This window comes from Streptomyces sp. W16 (assembly GCF_033194735.1).
GTDB lineage: Bacteria > Actinomycetota > Actinomycetes > Streptomycetales > Streptomycetaceae > Streptomyces.
On the sequence record NZ_JAWOAI010000561.1, the window covers coordinates 1 to 5,951 of the forward strand.

Here is a 5,951-nt window from a genome sequence, read left to right on the forward strand (position 1 = left end):
GGGCCAGCTGCTCGGTGGCGGCGTCGAGTTCGGCGTAGCTGAGGGTGGTGCCGGTGCCGGGGCAGACCAGTGCGGTGCGGTCGGGTGTGCGGGCGGCCTGCGCGGCCAGGAGTTGGGGGACGGCGGTGGCGGCCGGTGCCTCCTCGGTGCCCGTCGACCAGGCGGCGACAAGGCCGAGTTCGGCCTCGTCGGCGATGGGCAGGTCACCGATGCGGACGGTGGGGTCGGCGAGCATGGCCCGCAGCAGGGTGGTGTAGTGCGACCACAGGCGCAGCACCGTGGACTCGTCGAAGAGGTCGGTGTTGTAGCGGATGGTGGCCCGGACGTCCTCGCCGTCCTCGTTCCAGAACATCGTGAGGTCGAAGTGTTCGGTGCCCGGCTCGACCGGCAGCGGCTCGATGTCCAGGCCGCCGAGTTCGATGCCGGGCATCGAGTTCTCCAGGCTGAACATCACCTGGAACAGCGGGTTGTGGCTGAGGTCGCGGTGGGTGCCCAGCCGGGAGACGACCGACTCGAAGGGGGCGTTCTGGTTCTGGAAGGCGTCCAGGGTCATCGTGCGGATCCGCCCGATAAGCTCGCTGACCGGGGGGTTGTCGTCCAGGTCGCAGCGCAGCACCACGGAGTTGGCGAACAGGCCGATGAGGCCCTCCAGATCGGGGTGCGGGCGGCCGGCCACCGGGGCGCCGACGGGGATGTCCGTGAGCCCGGTGTGCCGGCCCAGCAGCACCGCGAACGCCGACAGCAGCGTCATGAACAGCGTGGCCTGCTCGCTCTCGGCGAACTTCCGCAGCCCGGTGGCGAGTTCCTGGTCCAGGTCGAAGGAGACACGGGCGCCCCGGAAGCGCTGGACGGCCAGTCGGGGCCGGTCGGCGGGCAGTTGCACCACGGGCAGTTCGCCGGCGAGTTTGCCGTCCCAGTGGGCGAGTTGGTCGTCGAGGAGTCCGTCGTCGAGCCAGCGGCGCTGCCAGTCGGCGAAGTCGGCGTACTGGACGGGCAGTTCGGGCAGCGGAGAGGGATCACCCTGCGCGAACGCGCCGTACAGGGCGGCCAGTTCACGGGCGAAGACGCCGAACGACCAGTAGTCGCACACGATGTGGTGGATGTCCATCGCGAGCAGGTGGTCCTCGTCGCCGGTCCGCAGGAGCCTGCCGCGCAGCAGCGGGCCGTCGGCGACCGAGAAGCCGCGGCCGACGTCCTCGGTGACCAGCCGCAGGGCCTCCGCGTCGGGGTCGGGGTGCTCGCGCAGGTCGACGGTGGCGATCAGGCCGGTCCCGGCGGGGGTGACCTTCTGGTGGGGCCGGCCGTCCACGGCGGGGAAGCTGGTGCGCAGTGTCTCGTGGCGGCGGACGATCTCCTCCACGGCGCGTATGAGGGCGTCCCGGTCGAGTGCGCCGCGCAGCCGGAACGCCATCGGGTTGTTGTACGCGCCCTCGTCCTCGGCGACCTGGTCGATGTACCACAGCCGCTGCTGGGGGCGGGAGAGTTGGGGCCGTTCGGCGCGTTCGACCGGGGCGAGCGGCAGCGGCCGGGCCTCGGCCGCGTCGCCCACCGCGCGGCCGAGGCCGGCGACGGTGGGGTGCTCGAAGAGGGTCCGGACCGAGACCTCCTTGCCGAGCAGCTGGCCCAGCCGGACGGCGAGGCGGGTGGCGCGCAGCGAGTCGCCGCCGGCCCGGAAGAAGTTCTCCTCCCGGCCGGGGGTACGGCCGAGCACCTCCTGCCAGGCGGTGGCGATGAGTTCCTCGGTGCGGGTGAGGGGGCCGTTGTCGGCGGCGGCCGGTGCCTCGGAGTCGGGGACGGGCAGGGCGGCCCGGTCGACCTTGCCGTTGGCGGTGAGCGGCATCCGCTCCAGGACGGTGACGGTGTCGGGCAGCATGTGGGCCGGCAGTCGTTCGGCGAGGGCGGTGTGCAGTCGCTCGGTGATGTCCTGGGCACTGTCGGACGGCGGTGCCTCTCCGGCCGGGTCGGGGATGCCGCCGACGAGGCTGTGCACCAGCTGGTCGGTGTCGAGGAGTGCGAAGTGGCCGCGGATCGCGTCGAAGTCGAGGCCGCCGATCGGGCACAGGCCGAGCCCCGCTTCGGCGGCGGTGGTCATCAGCAGCTGGCTGATGGCGCCGGCCTCGACGTAGCAGAGTTCGTCGGCCATCGCGCCGTAGAGCGGGTCGACGGCCGAGCGGCGGGCGACCAGGTAGACGGAGAACGCGGACGCCTCGAAGGCGGCGCGGTTCATCGCGGCGTGCACCGACGGGGGGATGTCGGCGTCGGGGGTGAGCGGCACCAGTCGGTGGGTGTCGGGCTGGTAGTAGTACACGCCGGGGTCGGCGCCCTTGACGCGGCCGGGTGCCAGATAGACGTACGTCTGCACCGGATAGAGGTTGCCGCCGGAGGGATAGCGGTAGCGCGGGAAGGGCGAGTCGTCGGTGGTGCGGGAGCCGAGGGCGGCCAGTAGCCGGCCGAGGTGGTCCACGGTGACCGGGTCGGACAGGTAGTGGCGGACGCTGCGGCGCTCGGGCACGCCGGGCAGCAACTCGGGTGCCTCCAGGGCGAGTCCGGGCAGCTCGGCGAGGTCCTGGCGGACGCCGGGGTGGCGCAGTTTGAAGGCCAGCCGTTCGAAGGGGTCGAGGATGACCTCGTCGGCGGGGCCGAACGCCTCGACGGCGCCGAGTTGCGCCGCGTTCTTGAGGACGACGTAGGCGTGCAGCCGGCTCGCGCCGAGGTGTTCGCCGTCGGTGGAGGTGGTGACGACCGCGGAGGAGACGTCGGGGTGGTCGGCGAGGGCGGCGCGGACCTCCTCCAGCTCGATCCGCTGCCCGCGGATCTTCACCTGGAGGTCGCGGCGGCCCATGATCTCCAGGTCGCCGCCGGGCAGATAGCGGCCGTAGTCCCCGGACCGGTAGTAGCGCACTCCGCTGCGCGGGTGGACGACGAAGGCGCGGGCGGTCTGCTCCTCGTCCTTCCAGTAGCCGCGGGCCAGTCCTTCGCCGGCGATGCAGAGCTCGCCGGGCACCCACACGGGGCAGGGGTTGAGCTGTTCGTCGAAAACCTGGTAGCTGCGGTTGGCCATCGGCTTGCCGTAGGGGATGGTCCGGCGGCCGGGGTCGACGGCGTCCACCCGGTGGGAGATGTCCATGATGGTGGTCTCAGTGGGGCCGCCGACGCTGTGCACCTCGGTGTGCGGGGCGAGCGCCTTGATCCGGTCCGGGAGGGTGACCGGGATGAAGTCGCCGCCCATCAGGACCGTCCGCAGGCTCATCAGGCTGCCGGGGTCGCCGGCCTGCTCGGTGTGCAGGACCAGCATCTCCATGAACGCCGGGACGGAGTTCCACAGGGTGACGCCGTGCTCGGCGATCAGCCGGGCCCAGGCGGCGGGTTCCTTGGCCTGGTCGGCCTCGGGCAGTACCAGGGTCGCGCCGGCCACCGAGAGGGTGACGAGGATGTCCAGCACGGACATGTCGTGGTGGAGCGCCGTCACCCCGAAGACCCGGTCCCCGGGGCCGATCCTGAACCGCTCGGCGAGGTCGGTGATCCGGTTGACGACACCGCGGGTCTCGATCATCACGCCCTTGGGGCGGCCGGTGGACCCGGACGTGTGCAGCACGTAGGCGAGATCGTCGCCGCTCTGCACGGGCTCCAGCAGCTCCTGGTCACCCGTGCCGGTGCCCTCGTCGGCGGGGTCGACCAGGTCGTCGAGGTAGAGCCGCACCAGCCCGTCGGGCCACGCTATGGCGTCGTCCATGGCGTGTTCGGTGAGGACGACCGGGCTGTCGAGCCGGTCGAGCAGGTGGCTGATGCGGGCGGCGGGGGCGGCGGTGTCGATGGGTGCGTAGGCGGCTCCGGCCTTGAGGGCGGCGTAGACGGCGACGATCTGGCGGTGGCCCTTGGCGAGCAGCACCGGCACGGGGTGGTCGGGGCGGGCGCCGAGTTCGCGCAGTCGTCTGGCGATCCGGTTGGCGGCGTGGTCCAGGGCCCGGTAGCTGAGGCTGCCCGAGGGCCACACGACGGCCTCCCGGTCGGGGTGGTCGGCGGCCCGCTGTTCGAACATGGTGTGCGGGAGTTCGTCCGGGACGGGGCGTGCGGTGGCGTTGACGGCGCTGCGCTCGGCGAGTTGCTCGCGCGGTACGAGGGGGAAGGAGGACGCGCGCCAGTGGCGTTCGCTGCGCAGCAGGCCGAGCATGCGCCGGTAGGCGGCGAACATGTCCTGGACCAGGCCGGCCGGGAAGAGCTGTTCGACGTAGTCCCAGCTGACGTGGAGGGCGCCGTCCTGTTCCATCACCTGCTGGTCGAGGGCGACCTGCGGGGTCATGGTGACGACGTCGCGGATCTCGCCGAGCCGGCCGAGCGCCCGGTAGGCGGAGGTGCCGACCACATAGGTGTAGACGAAGGGGAAGAGCAGTCCGTCGGGGGTGCCGCGGAGCCGGGCGAGTTCGCGGATCGCGGGGACGCCGCTGGCGGTGTGGTGGTCGAAGTCGTTCCACAGCTGCCGCTGGACGGCGCGGGCGCGGTCCTGGAAGGTGCCGGTGGAGCGGTCGACGCCCAGCAGCACCATGGAGGAGAAGTTGCCGACCACGGTGTCGATGTCGGGGTGCAGCGGCAGCCGGTTGGACAGGGTGACGTTCACGGTGAAGCGCGCGTCGCCGCTCCACACTCCGAGGACCTCAGCGTACGCGGCCAGCAGCAGGGTCGACACGGTGACCTCGTGCCGCCGGGCGAGTTCGCGGATGCCGCTCCACTCCTCCTCGGGGATGACGGTGGCGCAGCGGGCGTACGTCGGCTTGGTGACCGACTCGACCGGGCGGGCCAGCGGGATCGCCGGTGCCGCCGGGAGATCGGTCATCCGCTCGCGCCAGTAGGCGAGCGAACGGGCGTACTCCGGGGTCTCCTTGAGCGCGGTGAGGGCCACCGCGTAGTCGCGGTAGGTGACAGTCGGGGCTGGCCACTCCAGGGCGGGGTCCTCGTAGGCGTCGACCCAGTCGTCGAAGACCTTCTGCAGGCTCCACAGGTCGATGTTCTGCCCGTCGAAGCTGGCCACCAGGACGGTGGTGTCGTCCGAGACGCGGGCCAGCAGGATCCGGAACAGCGGCCACATCGCCGGGTCGTACTTGTGGTGGGACTGCTCGGCGCGCAGGGCGTCCAGTGTGGCGGCGCGCTCGTCGTCGGACAGGTCGCGCAGGTCGAGCCGCTCCATCCGGTACTCCTGATGGGGCAGGATCCGCTGCGACTGGTCGGGCAGCGTGATGGAGCGCAGCATCGGGTGCCGGTCCGTGGTCCTGTTCCAGGCCCGCTCCAGGCGGTCGTGGTCGAGGCCGGTGCAGGCGACCTCGATCCAGCCGTGGATGCCGTTGTTGCCCAGGGAGTAGTCCTCGGAGCGGCCGACGTAGTACGCCTGCTGGATGTCGGTCTGCGGGAACGGCTCGTGCAGGGCGGCGGGATCCGGCACCATGCGCGGGGCACCCGTGGTGCGGTCGAGGGGGAGTTCGTCACTCACGGCGTCCGTGTCTTTCTCGCGGCCACGGGGTTCGCGGCTGCGGGGGTCGCGGCTCATCGGCCGGTTCCGGGGGTTCGGCTGGTCAGTTCGGCGACGAGTGCGGCGAGGCCGTCCACGGTCGGGCGCTCCAGCACCAGGCCGAGCGGCAGGTCCACACCGTGGTCGCGTTCGATGCGGTGCTTGATCTCGAAGGCCATCAGGGAGTCGAAGCCGAGGTCGTGCAGGGTGCGCCCGGTGTCGATGCGTTCCGCGGGCAGGCCCAGGGCTTCGGAGACGATCTCGCGGACGTACGGGACGAAGGCGTTCTGGCCGCCGGACCCCGGATCGCCGGACGGGGCGGCGGGAGTGGTGCCGCTTCGGTCCGCGTGCCCCTCCCCCGGCCGGGCCGCCACGGCCTCGGGACGCGCCGACTGGCGTACGGGCTGCGGTAGTTGGACGACCAGATGGGCGGGTCCCCCGAGCGCGGCGG

At 72.0% G+C, this 5,951-nt stretch carries 2 protein-coding genes; both read right to left on the reverse strand.

Annotation, left to right across the window (positions count from 1 at the left end; genetic code table 11):
• Positions 1 to 5,539 (reverse strand): non-ribosomal peptide synthetase (locus R6V09_RS43705; RefSeq protein ID WP_317887046.1); only part of this gene is annotated, 5,539 nt, incomplete at its 3' end.
• Positions 5,536 to 5,951, reverse strand: a 416-nt coding sequence (locus tag R6V09_RS43710) for an acyl carrier protein (protein ID WP_317887047.1), incomplete at its 5' end; no start/stop codon positions are given. The genes R6V09_RS43705 and R6V09_RS43710, both read right to left, overlap by 4 nt.